This window comes from Chitinophaga sp. MM2321, from assembly GCF_964033635.1.
Lineage (GTDB): Bacteria > Bacteroidota > Bacteroidia > Chitinophagales > Chitinophagaceae > Chitinophaga.
The window spans coordinates 361624-378811 of the sequence record NZ_OZ035533.1 but is presented as its reverse complement, the minus strand read 5'-3'; the positions used below and the strand labels follow the sequence as shown (position 1 = coordinate 378811).

The 17188-nt window shown below is 45.3% G+C and carries 9 protein-coding genes; 4 read left to right on the top strand and 5 right to left on the bottom strand.

Going from position 1 to position 17188, the window contains the following annotated elements:
* Positions 1-56: 56 nt before the first annotated feature.
* Positions 57-1943 carry a cell division protein FtsZ gene (gene ftsZ, locus ABQ275_RS01445; RefSeq protein ID WP_349316483.1) on the top strand — a complete coding sequence of 629 codons (1887 nt, stop codon included), beginning with the start codon at positions 57-59 and terminating at the stop codon, positions 1941-1943.
* A 77-nt stretch (positions 1944-2020) separates the two neighbouring features.
* On the opposite strand, the gene ABQ275_RS01440 is transcribed toward ftsZ, so the two are convergent.
* From ABQ275_RS01440 to ABQ275_RS01430, 3 genes are all read right to left on the bottom strand, one after another.
* Complete coding sequence (locus ABQ275_RS01440) at positions 2021-3778, bottom strand: glycoside hydrolase domain-containing protein (RefSeq protein WP_349316482.1); 1758 nt, start codon at positions 3776-3778, stop codon at positions 2021-2023.
* 136 nt (positions 3779-3914) lie between these two features.
* A complete protein-coding gene (locus tag ABQ275_RS01435) occupies positions 3915-5867 on the bottom strand; it encodes a KUP/HAK/KT family potassium transporter (protein WP_349316481.1) in 1953 nt (650 codons plus the stop codon).
* Positions 5868-6026: 159 nt separating this feature from the next.
* Entirely contained in the window at positions 6027-7580 is a 1554-nt protein-coding gene (locus tag ABQ275_RS01430) for an OmpA family protein (protein WP_349316480.1), read from the bottom strand.
* 314 nt (positions 7581-7894) lie between these two features.
* Between ABQ275_RS01430 and ABQ275_RS01425 the strand changes: the two genes are divergently transcribed.
* Both ABQ275_RS01425 and recJ read left to right on the top strand, forming a co-directional pair.
* Positions 7895-8860 (top strand): polyprenyl synthetase family protein, encoded by a 966-nt coding sequence (locus ABQ275_RS01425; protein ID WP_349316479.1) that lies wholly within the window; start codon positions 7895-7897, stop codon positions 8858-8860.
* Positions 8861-8997: 137 nt separating this feature from the next.
* Complete coding sequence (gene recJ / locus ABQ275_RS01420; RefSeq protein WP_349316478.1) at positions 8998-10707, top strand: single-stranded-DNA-specific exonuclease RecJ; 1710 nt, start codon at positions 8998-9000, stop codon at positions 10705-10707.
* A 64-nt stretch (positions 10708-10771) separates the two neighbouring features.
* Here recJ and ABQ275_RS01415 read toward each other — a convergent pair whose 3' ends face one another.
* Both ABQ275_RS01415 and htpG read right to left on the bottom strand, forming a co-directional pair.
* Positions 10772-11572 (bottom strand): prolyl oligopeptidase family serine peptidase, encoded by an 801-nt coding sequence (locus ABQ275_RS01415; protein WP_349316477.1) that lies wholly within the window; start codon positions 11570-11572, stop codon positions 10772-10774.
* Positions 11573-11736: 164 nt separating this feature from the next.
* On the bottom strand, positions 11737-13569 hold the full coding sequence (gene htpG / locus ABQ275_RS01410) for a molecular chaperone HtpG (RefSeq protein ID WP_349316476.1): 1833 nt from the start codon (positions 13567-13569) through the stop codon (positions 11737-11739).
* Positions 13570-13828: 259 nt separating this feature from the next.
* On the opposite strand from htpG, the gene ABQ275_RS01405 reads away from it, so the two are divergent.
* Positions 13829-17113: a T9SS-dependent choice-of-anchor J family protein gene (locus tag ABQ275_RS01405; protein WP_349316475.1), complete on the top strand. Its 3285-nt coding sequence runs from the start codon at positions 13829-13831 to the stop codon at positions 17111-17113.
* Positions 17114-17188: the final 75 nt, after the last annotated feature.

Below are 17188 nucleotides of genomic sequence, written 5' to 3'. Positions count from 1 at the left end.
TAATTCTTAATCGTTCATTATTAATTATTCGTACTAACCCATAAAAGTATAGAGTCATGATACACTTTGATCTTCCTAAGGAAAAATCTTCTATCATCAAAGTCATTGGTATTGGTGGCGGTGGAAGTAATGCGGTGAATCATATGTATAACCAGCGCATTGAAGGGGTGAATTTTATCATCTGCAATACTGATGCTCAGTCTATTGCTAATAGTCCTGTGCCCAACAAAATACAGTTGGGGCCACACCTTACGCAGGGACTGGGAGCCGGCGCCAATCCAGAGATTGGTAAACAGGCAACGGAAGAATCCTTTGAGGAAATCAAAAAGATACTGGAGGTGAATACCAAAATGGCATTCATTACAGCTGGTATGGGTGGTGGTACCGGTACAGGTGGCGCTCCTATTATCGCGAAGATCTGTAAGGAGCTCGGTATTCTCACTGTGGGTATTGTTACCACCCCGTTTTCTTACGAAGGCAAGAAAAGGATGCTACAGGCCGATGAAGGCGTAAGCCGTCTGAAAGAGTATGTAGATACCCTGCTGATTATTTCCAACGATAAATTAAGGCAGAAATTCGGTGACCTGAAATTCAAGGCCGCCTTCGAAAAAGCAGATAATGTCCTCGCTACCGCCGCTAAATGTATCACTGATGTGATCAACTCTACCGGTCAGATCAACGTCGATTTTGCGGACGTTTGTACCGTTATGCGTAACGGTGGTGTGGCTATCCTCGGTGCTTCCCTCGCTGAAGGTGAAAACCGCGCACAAAGAGCAATCGAAGATGCACTGACTTCTCCATTACTGAACGACAACGATATCCGCGGCGCCAAATGGATCCTGATCAACATCTCTTCTTCTGAAGGTGAGTTCGAACACACACTGGATGAAATGGATGTTATCCAGGCATACGTGCAAAGCCAGGCCGGCGAAGATTGCGATGTAATCCTCGGTGTGGGCTACGATCCAACACTGGACAGAATGCTGGGCGTTACAATTATTGCCACCGGTTTTGAACAAAAACCCATTCAGCAACAAAAGCTAACGTCTACTAACACTGAAAACTCGGAACCTAAAATTGTGATGCAATTAGGTAAGGATGGTGACGAAAAAAAAATGAGCGCACAACAGGCCCAGGGACTTTTGTTCCAGGAGCCACAGGACCTGATGGCCCCACGCCTGATGGAACCGGTGATCGTTCATCCTGAGCCTATCATGGCTTATACACCACCCCAGCAATCGTATCAGCCACAACAGCAGGCGCCCATAGCACCTGCCCGTCAGAACTATGTGCTGAACATTCAACAGTTGCCGGCAGAACCGCAATCACAACCGCAGCCACAGCCGCAACCGCAACCAATGACAGCGGAGCAACTGCTGCAACAGCAACAACAACAGATCCAGCAGCAAATGCACCAGATGCAGCAGCAACAACTGCAACAACAGCAGCTGCCGCAACAGCCATCTGTTCATCAACCACAACAACCCAACGTAAACGTGATTCAGCCACAAGCTGGTAACGGTGCAGGCGGTTACCTCAACAGACCAGCACATATTTATGTGGAACCAGGCAGCACACCGCCGCCACCTGAAATGAAAATGGTGTACAAGGAAGAGGAAGAAGAAGTAACGCCGCCACCACCACCACCCGCACCACCTGAAGTGTCTATGCAGCATTCATATGAAGAGCTAGAAGAACAGAAACGCAAACAGGCGGAAAGAGTGGCAAAACTGCGCAGCATCAGCTTCAATGTGAAGAACATGGATAACAACACAGAAATAGAAAATGTGCCTGCTTATCTGCGTCGCAATATAAACCTGGACAATGGTGCCGGCTCTGCCGAACACCTGTATTCCAACTATACAGTAAGCGATCCGGGTCAGAACAGTCACACCGAAATAAATACTATCAATACCTTTTTAGATGGGAAAAAGCCCGATTGACGAACTTGATTGTTTTTTAGTTGTGTTAAAAAAAAGTCCTCCGGTTCTCCGGAGGACTTTTTTTATGCGGAAGTATTTTAGAATTTGTTCAGTGTTTCTTTTGCTTCACTCAGCATAGCCGCTGCCGGCGTTGTTTTCAGGGCATCTATATCAAAAGGTGCCAGCATTTTATCCAGTCTCTTCAACGCCGCTGTATTATTCGTTTTGGAGAATTCAGCGCGCAATATCCTGATTTTCTCATAGTCCTGGATACCTTCCACCAGTCTCTCAAAACGGATAGAAGATCTCGGTCCCGGATATACGAAATAGGTATCGCCGGCTGCCCAGGCACGGAACCGGGAATCCTGCAATGGTGCTTTTACCCAACAGTTATATGCCCAACGCAGATAACCCGTATAGCCTTTGGAGGCCGAATGCCATCCCATCCACGCAGCTTCCGCAGTTGGAGAGAAAGTGAATGTATTCGGAAAACCTTCTGTACAGCAGGTATAAAAAGTAGTTGGCAATCCCTTTTCTACACGGGCTTTCATCACATCCGCAGGAAATGCTTCTTTGGAGGCAATACTGTAATCATAAATTTCAGTAGCAAGTGGTTCGTGATAGCTGCCTGCCAGAGATACTTTAAAGTCCTTATCCGCTTTTCTGATAATGGTTAATGCCTGTTGCATATCTTTCATAGGTCTTTCATCCATTGCGATGGCAGTGATGTTGAACCAGCCTTTTGCTTTCAGGTGCTTTACAAAATCAGACAGCATAGGCTGCCAGTGTGCAGTATATTCAGGTGTGCCTGGTTTTGCTACAATAAATGTATCTTTTCCGGCAGCTTCATCGTAATAATAAAACTTCAGATTCCATGGAATCATGCTGTAGCAGTTGATTCCCTTGTTAATACCAAGGTCCATCATGAACTGCACCCATTTATCAAAAACAGTATAGTCGTAGGTCCAGGTACCATTTTTCTTTTTGGTCCATTTCACCATCGTACCATAAACATCTTCTGTCTGGCTGTTCCATGGATCATAAATAATAGCCGCAGTAATAGCTTTTTGTCCGGCAGCTGCCAGCATTTCCATGTAAGGCTTCATGGCCTTGAAATGAGCATCGCTCCAGGGTTTTACATTGTACATACGTGCCACTGCGTCAGGACTCTGCCACAGATCAAGATGGAACTGCCAGTCTTTAGGAGCCGGAAGGGTACGATTAAGCACCTCTATTGAATAAGGCATGTTAATGGTAACCGCACCTTTTTTCACCTGTATATCGCCTTTATAAACCCCCGCAGGCGTATTGGCTGGCACCTGTATACTAAGCCATACCGGTTGGGTAGTACGGGCAGCGAGTTCTCTTTTGTTGATGATATCAATACCATCTGCAACGAGAGAAGAGTCGAAATCACCTGGTTTACGGAAACCACAGCCACTGCCATCTTTATTCAGTTCATCTGTTAGCACATATCTCACAAAACCGGTAGTTACTGCACTGGCAGCAATCCTGTCGCCTTTGCTGTTTACCAGCGGTGTTGTCTCTAAACTGAGAGCCGTTTGTGGTTGTTTACTCCAGATGACTAGTTGTGTATGCACCCGTTCACCTTTCCAGGCTTTGGTCGTCCATGTTTTTGAGAGACCGTTATTATCGGGAGCGTTCCTTTTTTCATAACGGGTATCAGCAGTACCAAAAGCTACACGAAGCTGGTTGTCTTTTACAGCATCCCAGGAAGCCTGATTAACAGGCCGTGGGTCGGGCAGTTCCTGGTAGTCGCGGGCAGGAATAGATTGTGCCCATAGGTTTTGTTGCAGTGCCAGCAGTACCAGCATGCCAAAAAATTTGTTCACCATACGAAAATTTAGAGATTCAGATATTTTGGAATTTAGCTGATAAATCCCAATTCCTTAAACCTCAATATCTATAAAAAAAATGGATTTTCGGAACAGAAACAAAATTCCTGCATCTCTGAATAACCAAATTCCTACATTAATGTACGATTCTTTTTAGTTGAAGATTTGTTACGGGTGCTACTACCAGCGGGTATTTCTCGATGGTCACATAACTGGAGTCCAGTCCGAAACCACGTTCTTCCGATAAGCTGATTTTTTTCAGGAAGAAATACATTTTCATGATCATCCTTTCGTACAGGGGTAAATCATTATCGTGCGAGAGGAATTTCTCCATTACAATAAACTGGAAATCGCCTACCACATTGTTTTTACTCAGCGATTCATAGCGGCTGGTGATATTCACTTCCTTGTTGCGCACCATATCTTCCACCACCATCCTGAACATCAGGTTGATACGCTGTTCCACTTTAAAGCCAAGGCGGAACTCCACCCGGATCACTTCATTGGGGATGATCGTTTGCACGGAATATTCACTTAAATAAGGTTCATCTACCACATCTACGTGTACAAACCAGTAAATATCTGCCCGTTTGGGTTTTTTGTTGAGGATAGAATAAATGATCTTATGTTCTATTTCTTTCGGGTTGTCGGCACTGCTCATGTACACAAGGTGTGTAGCATATTTGGGGATAGTGGTATCATTGCTCAGCTCCTGGATAATAGGCAGATAATCTTCCAGCCGTACAAATTCCACGTACCGGTTCTTGATTTTCCGGGATTTAAACCAGGCTATCATAACGATGAACAGTCCTCCTGCTACCACTACTGTTACATAACCACCGTGCATAAATTTCACCAGGTTAGCAAAGAGGAAAGAAAATTCTATGGAGAAATAAACCACCAGGTAGAGCAGGATCCACCCTACCCATACCCTTCGGGTATATAGATAAAAAGCAAACAGACAGGAAGTCATGAGCATACAAATGGTAATAGAAAGGCCGTAGGCAGCCTCCATATGCGACGATTCCTGGAAGAGGAGTACGATGGCCGTGCATCCTACAAATAACATGGTGTTGATGCCGGGAATATATAACTGACCCCGCATTTCAGTAGGGTAATTCACCCGCATCTTAGGCCAGAGGTTGAGCCGCATGGCTTCTGCAATCAGGGTAAATGATCCGGAGATCAATGCCTGGCTGGCAATGATAGATGCCATCGTGGCTATTAATACACCAAAGATGACGAACCACTCCGGCATAATGGTAAAGAACGGATTCTGGTCTTTTGGAAGAATCTGTCCTTTTTGGGTAAGTAACCAGGCGCCCTGTCCGAGATAATTCAAAACAAGACAAGATTTAACGAAGATCCAGGAAACCCGGATATTGCCTCTGCCACAGTGGCCAAGGTCAGAATATAGTGCCTCCGCTCCCGTTGTACAGAGAAATACGGCGCCCAGGATTAAAAAGCCTTTAGGGTAGGTTGTCAGCAGTTCTATGGCATAATGGGGGCTGAATGCCTTGAATATGCTGATATCGTCGGCAATGTGCGAAATACCGAGAATACCAAGCATAGAGAACCAGAGTACCATGATAGGGCCAAACATACGGCCGATAGACACCGTACCGAATTGCTGCATGATAAAGAGGCCACTGATAATCGTAAGAACGATTTTTACAATGGTTATCTGGCTGAGATCTTTAAAAACTTCCAGGGTACGAAGCCCTTCAATGGCGGAAGTAACGGTAATGGGAGGAGTAATGATGCCGTCTGCCAGCAGAGCAGCGCCGCCGATCATACCGAATATAACGGTCCATCTGGCGTGGCGGCGAACGAGCGCATAGAGGGAGAAGATACCACCTTCTCCTTTATTATCTGCCCGTAAGGTCAGAATTACATACTTAACCGTGGTTTGTAGGGTAAGTGTCCATATAATACAGGAGATACCGCCGATAACGAGTAGGTCACTGATGGGGTTTCCGCCTACAATGGCTTTGAAAACGTAGAGCGGAGAAGTTCCGATATCGCCGTAAATAATACCCAGGGCTACAACTAAACCTGCCAGGGATACCCTGTTAATGTTTATTCGCACGTTAAAGTAATTGATTAAAAAGCCTCCAAAATTAGGGGTAAATATTGAGAACAACAATAAATCATATAACAGCCATTTTCGTTGTTGTCAATAAAAAAAGCCCTCTCCCGGCTAAGCGCGGGAGAGGGCCAGAATTATCATCTCAATGAGGGATACTTATTAGTTAGCAGGAGCTAAGTCAACAGTACCAGACTCACCAGGAGTATTTTGTTTGATGAAACGACCGCGATCGATTCCTTGTTTGTCGGCCAGGTAGTCGATAACTGAATCAACACGACGGCTGCTCAGATCAACACCACCTTTTTTACCTTTAGCACCTGCGTGACCGGTAACCAGTACGTTGCAGGAAGGATTGGTTTTCAGGGTAGCAGCAACACTTGACAGGATAGCTTCCTGATCTTTTGAAATTTTAGTGGAGCTACCTTTGAAAGATACGCTTGGCAGAACCAGGGTAGCACAAGAAGCTTGTACACGGTCCTTGCAGCATTCAGGATCCGGGCATTTACCAACACCATCAGCATCAACTGGCTGGCAATAAGTAGGCGTGATCAGCTGTTTGTCTTTGTAGTCAGGAACACCATCGCCATCAGTATCTTTAGCTACACCATGAACATCAACAGGAGCACCTGCTGGTGTGTTAGGCTCGCGATCGAACTGGTCAGTAACGCCATCACCGTCAGCATCAGGCAGAACAGGAGTAGGCAGTTTCATGTGACGTGGGTTGCTCAGCTCGCTGTAAGCATATTCCAGTGGGTTGATCCACCATAATGGCTGTACGCGTTTAGCTGGGTTACCCAGGTTGAAGTTCAGACGAACACTGGTGTAAGAATAGAAGTCTTTGCTAGCACCGCCGGGACCAGCAAGGCCGTCCAGGTATGCGTCGAAAGGCATAGTAACTTTTTCTTCAATACCGATGTTGAAACGTTTTGACACTTTGAATGCAACGCCGGTACCCAGATCCAGTGCGTGACGGAGCAGCTGGTTGTCGTTGTTACGACCGATAGCAATTCTGTTACCCTGAGAAGGAGCATTCTGTTCGTACTTCTTGTCTCTCAGATTGTTCAGTTGTTTTCTGATGTCACTACGTTTAGCACCAAAATTGATGGAGCTGTAGTCATAACCGTTACCGCTAGCATTTAACGCATCAACGTCAACGTCAGCCATTACGATAGAATAACCACCCAGTAAGTACCAGTTAACTTTAGGTTCTGCTCTGTAGAACAGGATGTTGCTTAAAGATGCGATTACATCCAAAGACAACTGGTGGTTCTGAGATTTGTAATTAGGTACAATCATACCACCATTGAGTGCTGCAGTCTTAGCCCATGGGTTAATCCCACCTACTAATCCTGGACTAGGGCGTTTTTTGTAGTCCTGACCTTTATCAATGGAACCGATGTATTCAGCTCTTAATGAAAAAGTGTGTCCCAGTGCTTTTCTCAGGGAGATACCGCCACCAAAACCTGGTTGAGCCGGAACAGTTCCGCTGATCACATGTAAACCGCCGCTGAAACCGAGTTCCCACTGATCCCTAGGTTTAGCAGGGAAATTCGACTGGTGGTTCAGGAAGTTATTTTGTTGTACCAACCGCTTGCCTGACACTTTGGATGAATCCAGCGCATCATAGCCGGTGGGTTGAACCTGTGCAAAACCAGAAGATGCTGCTAGTAAACTCACAGCGCCTGCCAGTAATAAGTACTTTTTGCTTGCCATAATTGTGTTTTTATTTAAAAACTGTTAAAAATTTACTAATAACCCGTTTTTTACCTAGCAAAGGTAAATATCATAAATGAATATACAAATTTTTCTTGCAATATTATTTTCATTGATAAGTCCTTCAATATGAAAGCTTAACTGAAAGTATTTATATACCTTATTTACCGGTTACGTTAAGGGTTTCTATAAGTCCTGTTAAAGGATCCTTTAAATCCTGTTAAGAGAATGTTATACTCTCTATACAAATTAAAGGCCAAAATGTTAAAATATGCCATTTATACCCTAGCTTAGCAAACCTTTTTATTTAATACATGGACGATATAAAGCACCTGATAGGTAAGGAATTACAGGATTTTGAAAATAAGTTTGCGGATTCAGTAAAAAGTCATGTACCGCTGCTCGACCGGATCATGCATTACATCGTGAAGCGTAAGGGAAAGCAGATAAGACCCATGTTTGTTTTATTGTCCGCCAGACTTTTCAGCGAAGAAATCCAGGAAAGCACCTACCGTGCCGCCGCATTGGTAGAATTACTACATACTGCCACCCTGGTGCACGACGATGTGGTGGATGACGCCAATCAACGCCGTGGCCTCTTTTCCATCAATGCCCTGTGGAAGAACAAGATAGCTGTACTCGTAGGTGATTATTTACTATCTAAAGGTCTGTTGCTGTCCCTTAACAATAATGACTTCCGATCTTTACAGATATTATCCGAAGCCGTAAAGGAAATGAGTGAAGGAGAACTGATGCAGATTGAAAAAACCCGTAAACTGAATATCACGGAAGCCGTTTACTTTGAGATCATTCGCCGCAAAACCGCATCACTGCTGGCTTCCGCCTGCGCTGCCGGCGCATGGAGCGCCAGCAACGACGAAAACTCCACCGAACAAATGCGCCTTTTTGGCGAAAAAGTAGGGGTGGCCTTCCAGATTAAAGATGACCTTTTCGATTATGGGGCTGCCAAAATTGGTAAACCGACAGGAATTGACATCCGGGAAAAAAAGATGACACTACCGCTTATTTACACCCTGGAACATGCCACACCCGAAATCCGTAGAAAAATCATCAACATAGTAAAAAATCATAATACTGATAAGGACCGTGTAGAAGAAGTCATTCAATTAGTGAAATCCTCCGGAGGAATTGATTACACCAAACAAAAAATGTTAGCATACCGCGACGAAGCACTTACCATCTTACACCGCTTCCCGGAAAATGAGATCAGAAACGGATTGGAATCACTGGTCCGATTTACTACAGACAGGACGTTTTAAAAAGAAAAAAATGTAAAATGTAAAATAATAAATGTAAAATGTAAAAGTAAAATGCAGCAGCAACGCAAAACTACCTTTACATTTTACGCTTATCATTTTACATTTTTAATCTGTTTCTCCTTACCTGAAAAAATATAATGCAAAAACGCTGGACAGTAAAAGCACATCAACCGAATCAGGAAAAATTACTTCAGTCGTCCCTCCGCATACACCCTTTGTTATGCAGACTGCTGGTGCAACGTAGTATACAAACCTTTGAGGGTGCCCGGCAGTTTTTTCGCCCTACCCTGGCCGATTTACATGATCCATGGCTAATGAAAGACATGGACAAGGCTATTTCCCGTATTGAACTGGCTTTATTCCGGCATGAAAAAATACTGATATATGGTGATTATGATGTAGATGGCACAACGGCAGTAGCTACTGTGTACGCTTTTCTACATAACTTCTACACCAACATCGAATTCTATATTCCCCATCGCTACCGGGAAGGATACGGGATCTCTATACAAGGCATTGATTATGCCAGGGATCACGATTTCAGCCTGGTTATTGCACTGGACTGCGGCATAAAATCAATCGATCATATTGCCCGCGCAAAAGAACTGGGCATAGATTTCATTATCTGCGATCATCACCTCCCCGATGCCATACTGCCACCGGCTGTAGCCATCCTGAACCCAAAACAATATGACTGCCCCTACCCCTACAAGGAACTAAGCGGCTGCGGTATTGGCTATAAGCTGATCTGCGCCTTTGCACAAAAGAGAGGCATCCCCGCAACTGCAGCCAATAAATACCTCGATCTGGTAGCTACCAGTATCGCTGCGGATATTGTACCCATGACAGGGGAAAACAGGATACTGGCTTTCCACGGACTTATAAAAGTAAATGACGACCCTTTACCGGGCATCAAAGCACTGATCACACTCAGCGCCCTGAAAGAAAGGCTCACCATCGCCAACCTCGTATTTGTGATTGCGCCCCGTGTAAATGCGGCCGGCCGCATGGATGATGCCAGAAAAGCAGTAAATCTCTTTATTGAAAATGACCTGGAAAAAGCAGCGGCCATCGCCGAAGTGTTGCATGCAGATAATTTTGACCGCAAAGAAATAGACAGTACCATTACCCAGGAAGCCATCCTGCTGCTGCAAAATGACGCAGCCATCGGTGAGAAAAAATCTACAGTATTGTACCAGGCCCACTGGCATAAAGGCGTAGTGGGAATTGTTGCTTCCAGATTAATAGATAAACATTATTATCGTCCTACTATTATTCTTACGCAGTCAAACGATAAGGTGGCGGGATCTGCACGTTCTGTGATGGGTTTCAATGTATATGAAGCCATTCATCAGTGCAGGGATCTGCTGGAAAACTATGGCGGACACTTCTATGCTGCCGGTATGACACTCAAAACAGAAAATGTAAAGGCCTTCCAGGAAAGATTTGAAGAAGTGGTTGCCAACTCTATTCTCCCCGATCAACTCATCCCGGAAATAGTGATTGACTCCGAAATTTACTTCTCTGATATTACCCCTGCTTTTTATAATATCCTGAAACAATTTGAACCATTGGGACCGGATAACCTCCGCCCCGTCTTCCTCGCCAGAAACCTCACTGACACCGGCTATTCAAAACTTGTAAAGGATGATCATATCAAGTTTTCGGTTAAACAAGGCCGGTCGGGTCCAACCATGTCCGGTATCGGTTTTTATATGGCAGAGAAATTCCCCATCATCGCCAGTAAAAAGCCATTTGATATCGTTTTTAATCTCGATGAAAACGAGTGGAACGGTCAAACCACCCTGCAAATGAAAGTGATTGATATAAGAGCAAATAGCAACTAGTTTTCAGTCGCTGACCAAAAACCAATTGCTATTTACGAATATTGTTATTTGTTTATTTTGTTATTTACTTATGCTGTTGCAATAACCAGGTATACAGTTCCGGGGTAGCATAAGCCCTTGTCCATGAATCATGACCACCATCAGGATATTCTGTATATTTTACATTGCCTCCGATTGCTTTCAGTGCATTCACCATATCACGTGAACCATTTACGCTTACGGTACCATCATTTGCAGAATGGAAAGCCCATACCGGTGTATTCTTTATCTTGCTAACCTGTTTCACATCTCCGTTGCCGGCAATCGGGATAATAGCTGCAAAATGTTCCGGATGCGCTTCTGCCCAGGACCATGTCAGCATTCCGCCCATACTTAAACCAGTAAGATATACCCTGCTTGGATCAATACGATACTTAGCCATGATGGCTTTGTAAAACACTTCCAGTGCATCGGCATTCCACCAGTTGCTGCGGCATTGCGGCGCTACCATAATAAACGGTTTACCCTTTACTACTTTTGGTAATCCAGTGTTTCTTACAACATTAATGTCAGAACCTATTTCCCCTACTCCATGCAGAGATATAACAATAGGCCATTTGTCCTGGTTCTCATTATATCCATCAGGGATATACAGGAGATAGTTGGTAATATTGGCCCCTCCCGAGTTAACATCCTGCACCGTGATTCCGTTCGTTTGCGACGGAAGGGTGTCTTTAACCGGTGGCGGCGTTGGCTTTGCCACGGTATCAATTGGTGTTGCCGGTGGGACAACAGGAATAAGTTCACCTGTTTTAGAACAGGAGAAAAGTGCTAGTGTGCTCAGCACAAAAACATGGCTAAAAAGTTTAATTGCTCTTTTTTTCATATAACTACTATAAACTAAAAAGTCCTCCAGCTTCATGCCGGAGGACAGGTTTCTCAATATTTTTCTCCTGCGTCTTGGTTAGAGTCCGCAGCTAGGGGGTGCTGCAAATAAAAACTAAAAAACAGGAAAAGGAAAATATTTTTTTATTGTGTAGTTACATTATTTTATTTTTTTCCTGCAGATAGCAATTCCACGCTTCTGTTTACAAATGCGGTAAGATCTGCACCTGTTAAAAGATTCTGCGATAATAATGCCAGATCCGCGAGATTCTTTATTTGCTTCTGTTGCAATCCGTTATCTTTTTCATCCAGGATCTGCAGGTACACAGGATGGTTCGCATTTACCGTCATGTTTATTTCATCAGGCATAGCTGCATACCAGTTCATTCCGCCACCGCCCATAGCTACCATATCTTTCATACGACGCATTAATTCAGGACGGGTAACGATCACTGGTTGCGCATCTGCACTCAATCCTTTCAACTCTACTTTTATATTGGGCTGCGTGATCTGTGTACCAAAAATTTCTTTCAATACACCTTCCTGCTCTGCTGATAATACGGTAGTGGCGTTTTCATCTTTATTAATCAGGTTATCAGCGATATCCGCATCCACGCGGGTAAATTGTGCCTTCTCCCACTTCACTTCTATATTGTTGATGAAAGCTGCATCTACCAGTGTTTCCATTTTCACCACAATGAAACCTTTACTTTTTGCAGCCTGTACATAGCTGTCCTGCTGCACCGGGTTGGTAGCATAAAGGATTACCAGCTTTTCTTCACTGTTGGTTTGCAATGGAGCCGCGGCGGCGCGGTATTCTTCCTGGGTATAGAATTTACCACCATCCACATCTTCCAGCAACAGGAACTTATTCGCCTTGTCCATGAACTTGTCGTCTGTCATCATGCCGTACTTCACGAACAATCCGATGGATTCCCATTTCTCTTCAAATTCTTTGCGGTCATTGCGGAATATTTCGTCCAGTTTGTCTGCCACCTTTTTCGTGATATGGGCGTTGATCTTCTTCACATTAGGATCACCCTGTAAATAGCTGCGGCTCACGTTCAGCGGAATATCCGGACTATCAATCACGCCATGCAGTAACATCAGAAATTCCGGTACGATATCTTTTACTTCGTCCGTTACATATACCTGGTTGGAATACAGGTTGATTTTATCTTTCTGTATTTCATGACTCTTGCTGATCTTGGGGAAATAAAGAATACCGGTGAGACTGAACGGATAATCCACATTGAGATGTATCCAGAACAACGGCGCTTCTGCAAACGGATATAATTCTTTATAAAAATTCTGATAATCTTCTGTTGTCAGTTCGCTGGGCTTTTTAGTCCAGGCCGGGTTGGTATTGTTAATCTGCTGATCTTCAAATTTTACGGGTACCGGCAGGAACTTACAGAATTTTTCCAGGATGGTACGTATGCGGCCTTCGTCCAGGAACTCTTCACTTTCTTCATTGATATGCATCACGATTTCAGTGCCTCTTTCTTCCTTGGTTACCTCTTCCAGCTGGTATTCGGGGCTTCCATCGCATTCCCAGCGAACAGCGGTTGCATCTTCTTTCCAGGACTTCGAAAATATTTCCACTTCACTGCTCACCATAAATGATGAATAGAAACCAAGCCCGAAGTGCCCGATTATATTGGTGCCGTTTTCCTGTCCTTTATATTTTTTCAGAAACTCTTCCGCACCTGAAAATGCAACCTGGTTAATGTATTTGTCAACTTCTTCCGCCGTCATTCCTACACCATGATCGGCAATGGTGATCGTCTTTTTCTCTTTATCCAGTCTTACTTCAATATCAATATTGCCCAGTTCTCCTTTGTACTCACCTACACTGGCCAATGTTTTCAGTTTCTGCGTAGCATCTACTGCGTTGCTTACCAGTTCACGGATAAAAATTTCATGGTCTGAATAAAGGAATTTCTTGATGATTGGAAAGATATTTTCCGTTTGAACACGTATTGCGCCTTTTTGCATTGGTTATCTGATTTTTTTATGTTTTTTTTCAAAGTGTGTGCCAGCAGGGTTTAGCTGACAAGATGACAAGCCATCATCTCTAAAAATATAGCATATAAAGTTATCACTCAAACAATTTAAATGACATTAAGTTAAAACACAATATCAACAACCCTGTTAAATTAACAAATAGTTCATATAAAACAGCTGGCGATCTGCTACAATTCAGTAGATTTATTTAACCAAAATACTGAACACCCCACCCATCTAAAACCATACTATGAAGAAAATCCTACTCTCCTTATCATTGCTATGTATTACAGGCTGGTACGAGGTTTCGGCGCAAACAAATCCTGCTGCCCGGCCACTGCCTTTTCAGCAGGACTTTGATGACCTGCCTGCAGCTGCCACTGCCTACCCGGATGGCTGGCAGGGCTGGTTGTTAGATGGCGCTCCTTCCGGCAATTTTAACACGTTGCCGCCGGCAGCAGATAAAGCGTTGATAGCCAATGGCAGCGCATCTTCCACGGGTAACGGCGTATACAACTATAGTGGCAAAACCGGATTCCTCAACAGTGGCAGCGCAGACAATGCACTGGTACTGGCGCTTAACACCAGCGGTCAACTGAATGTAACAATCAGCTATGATGTAATGACGATCAGGAATCCTTACGATAGTACCTCCAATACACGCATTAATGAAGTAATATTACAGTATCGTATAGGCGACACCGGTAGTTTCATAAATATCGGCGAAACAGCATATCAGAATAACCTGGTGAAGCAAACCGGTTCCGGTATCACTTTACCACAAAACACGGTTAACAAATCAACGATGCTGCCATCAGATTGCAACAACCAGTTGCTGGTGCAACTCCGGTGGGTAAACAGGCAAATCAGCGGTGCCGGCTCCAGACCCGGCTTTGCCATAGACAATGTAAAGGCCGCCGGTTCGGGAAAAGACAGCACCGCACCGGTTATCAGCAGCCTCGTTCCGGCCGCAGCAGCCACCGGTGTTTCTCCTGTAACACAGATCAGCGCCATCTTCAGCGAAAACATACAGGCAGGCAGTGGTCACATTATTCTGCACAACAGCAGCAACGGCGCAACGGATACGTTTGCCGTAAACAGCGCGGTAGTACAGATCAACAACAATATGCTTTCACTAAAAAAGATACTACAACCCCATCAACAGTACTTTATTACAGCCGATAGCGCCGTGGTGAAAGACTTCTCAGGTAATGATTTTGCGGGTATTGCAGACAGCTTGCAGTGGTATTTCAGCACCGGCAGCCAGGAGCTGAATGTGAACTTTAACGACTGCACACCCAATGGCAGCAGTGAATTGAGCGGCGGTTTTACACAATACAGCGTGAGCGGCTCACAACTATGGGGCTGCACTACCTTCGGACAAAATAACAGTAATGCCGTACAGATAAACGGTTTCAGTGGCGGCGCCGTTGAAAATGAGGATTGGCTCATCTCTCCTGCCTTTGATCTTACCGGCTTGCAGTTTCCGCTGTTGCACTTCAGCAGCAGAACCGCTTTCACGGGTCCGGCGCTGTCCCTGCGGGTATCCGATGACTATACCGGCGTAGGCGATCCCCGCCTGGCTACCTGGCATACCATCAATGGCCGCTTCCCGGATGCAGCCAGCGATATATGGACAACCACGGATCAGGTCAACCTCGCAGCGTTTAAACAGGCTAATGTGTACATCGCATTTGTGTATACCTCTTCGCCTGCCCAGCAAGCGGCAAGATGGACCATTGACGATTTCGGTATAACAGATACCACCGCAGCACCGGCGCCTTCACTAACCAGTAGTCCGGCAGCACTGGACTTTGACTATGTGAAAAACATGCAGCAATCAGCGCCACAGGGCATCCGTTTCTGGGGCAATGATTTCACCGGCGACCTGCACATCACCGCCCCGGCGGGTTTCCTCCTGTCGCGTGATAGCAGCAGTTATGGCAGTAACGTAAGTTTCTCCCTGGCAGAAATAAATGAAGGTCCGCAACAAGTATGGGTGAAATTTGCCCCCACAGCCGCAAACCAGGCTTACAACGGCGCCCTTGTCTTCAACGCTCCCGGCTTTGCAGACAGTCATATTATACTCTCCGGCACCTCTCTCCGTTCGCTGAAAGTTGTAAACTGGAATATAGAATGGTTTGGCAGTCCCGCGCAAAACCCCGCCAATGACAGCTTGCAGCAGGCCAACGTGACCACCATCCTGCAAACACTGGATGCCGATATTTTTGCACTGGCAGAAGTAGTGGACACCGCCCGGTTCCGCGCAGTGGTGAGTCAACTGCCCGGCTACAGTTATGTGATGTCAGACTTCGGCTCCTATGCCGATAGCTTAACAGATGCGGACTACGTGAGTGCACAGAAGCTGGCCTTTGTATACAAAACATCGGTGATCCGTAAAATCCGCACCTATGGCGTACTACGGCAGGGAGGTAGTACTACCTCCTATTACAACTGGTCGTCCGGAAGGTTCCCTTACCTGCTGGAAGCCACGGCACGGCTGAACAACGACTCCGCCCGGATTCAGTTTGTATTGCTGCATGCCAAGGCCAACACGGGTACCAAACCGGAAAAGATCACGTCATGGAACCGGCGTAAAGATGGTTTGAAAGAGCTGAAAGACTCGCTGGATCTGCAATACCCATACAGTAATATTATTATGTTGGGCGATTTTAACGATGATCTCTCGAAAACCATTACCACAGAACTGGCGCCCGATACTACGACCTCCTACATAGATTTTATGAACGACAGTACGGATTACAGACCATTAACACTGCCACTGAGCCTGGCCGGTCAAAGATCTACCGCCAGTTATGCTTCTGTAATAGATAATGTGATCGCATCCAACGAAGTGGGCGTGGCTTACGTGCCGGCATCTGCGCGGATACAAACGCAGGTGGAAAGGCTGGTGAGCAGCTACAGCAGCACTACTACAGACCATTACCCGGTGATGAGCCGTTACAACCTGTCAGTCCTGAGCACCCCCTTGCCCTTGTCAGGATTTGACGCCAAAGCCGATGGCGGCAAGGTGCAGCTGACATGGCATACCCCTTATGAAATTAACAGCGCCTCTTTTGTGATAGAGCGTTCCCGTAATTTCCGGACTTTTGAGGCGGTGGACACCATACCTGCCCATGGCAGCACCAGTGAGGCTTCCAGCTATATGGCGTATGATGAGCGGCCGTGGCCGGGATTTGCACAATATCGCCTGAAGCTAACGGCGCTGGATGGCGGTATTAAATACAGTGCAGTAAAAACGGTGCTTTTAACGGATAAAGACTATTGGCTGAAGCTACTCTGGACGATACTGGGGCATCAGCTGCAGTTTTGGGTGGATTGGGCCAGGAGTGGGCCTGCCAGTGTACAGTTAATAGATGTACAGGGACGGATCCGTTACCAGGGTAAAACAGATCTGATCAAGGGAAGGAACTACAAAACATTAGATATTAACAACCTGCCGATGGGTATTTATTTCCTGAGAGTGCAGTCCGGCGATCAGGTACGGGTTAGCAAAGTGCTTATTAATCATTAAAACTGTCTGAAAATGTTGATAATATATCACTGATAATCAATATGATATATATCATCAGCTAGAAAAGACGAGATA

Coding starts and splice junctions, on each gene's coding strand:
- htpG (WP_349316476.1), bottom strand. CDS start 13,569: ATGCAAAAAGGCGCAATACGTGTTCAAACGGAAAATATCTTTCCAATC.
- ABQ275_RS01405 (WP_349316475.1), top strand. CDS start 13,829: ATGAAGAAAATCCTACTCTCCTTATCATTGCTATGTATTACAGGCTGG.
- ABQ275_RS01440 (WP_349316482.1), bottom strand. CDS start 3,778: ATGGTGAACAAATTTTTTGGCATGCTGGTACTGCTGGCACTGCAACAA.
- ABQ275_RS01425 (WP_349316479.1), top strand. CDS start 7,895: ATGGACGATATAAAGCACCTGATAGGTAAGGAATTACAGGATTTTGAA.
- recJ (WP_349316478.1), top strand. CDS start 8,998: ATGCAAAAACGCTGGACAGTAAAAGCACATCAACCGAATCAGGAAAAA.
- ftsZ (WP_349316483.1), top strand. CDS start 57: ATGATACACTTTGATCTTCCTAAGGAAAAATCTTCTATCATCAAAGTC.
- ABQ275_RS01430 (WP_349316480.1), bottom strand. CDS start 7,580: ATGGCAAGCAAAAAGTACTTATTACTGGCAGGCGCTGTGAGTTTACTA.
- ABQ275_RS01415 (WP_349316477.1), bottom strand. CDS start 11,572: ATGAAAAAAAGAGCAATTAAACTTTTTAGCCATGTTTTTGTGCTGAGC.